At 52.5% G+C, this 602-nt stretch carries 1 protein-coding gene; it reads right to left on the minus strand.

Annotated elements, in window-relative coordinates; all coding sequences use genetic code 11:
- Window positions 1-602: hypothetical protein (locus AB4114_RS35810; protein ID WP_441992681.1), on the minus strand; the 602-nt coding region annotated here is incomplete at both ends.

Below are 602 nucleotides of genomic sequence, written 5' to 3' on the forward strand. Positions count from 1 at the left end.
CGGACGGTATCACTTGCTTCCGGCCCTACGTGTCCTCCATCGTTATGCCCTGTTACACTGACTAGACCCGGTTGTTGCGTACCCAATGTACCGCCCAGTGTAACTCCGCTTAATGCTGCCACTGCATTCTCACCCGATGGATCTGTCAATCCGGCTGCCAAAGCGTCGAAACCAATCGTATCCGTCACGACGACCGTTGCATCGCTGCCCAGTGTAATCCGCAATGTAGTTGGATTAAGCCATTCTGCGCTCGCGCCGTAGACCGCTGTTCCGACCGTTTGGACACCGTTGTTCACAGAGATATGCGATAAGCTCTCCACATTCGTCGCCACTTTATTCGTGTTTGCGTCGAATACCAAATCAATGTATTCGCCACCCTGACGGTATCCATGGCTGTTGGCGTTTGCTGTAGCCGTGAACGATGTTACAGCTGACGAATTTCCGAATGAACCGCCAATYACAGGCGAGAGCGCAACAATGCTGCCCTCATTCCCTATGTTTTTCAATGCGCCTGCGGCAAYGTTCAGCGTATCGCCTTTCTTCACGTCAATGCCTGTTCCGCCTAACGTGATGGTCATAACCGTATTGTTGAGCGTCCAGCT

The sequence above is a fragment of the Paenibacillus sp. 2RAB27 genome (assembly GCF_052115445.1).
Lineage (GTDB): Bacteria > Bacillota > Bacilli > Paenibacillales > NBRC-103111 > Paenibacillus_E.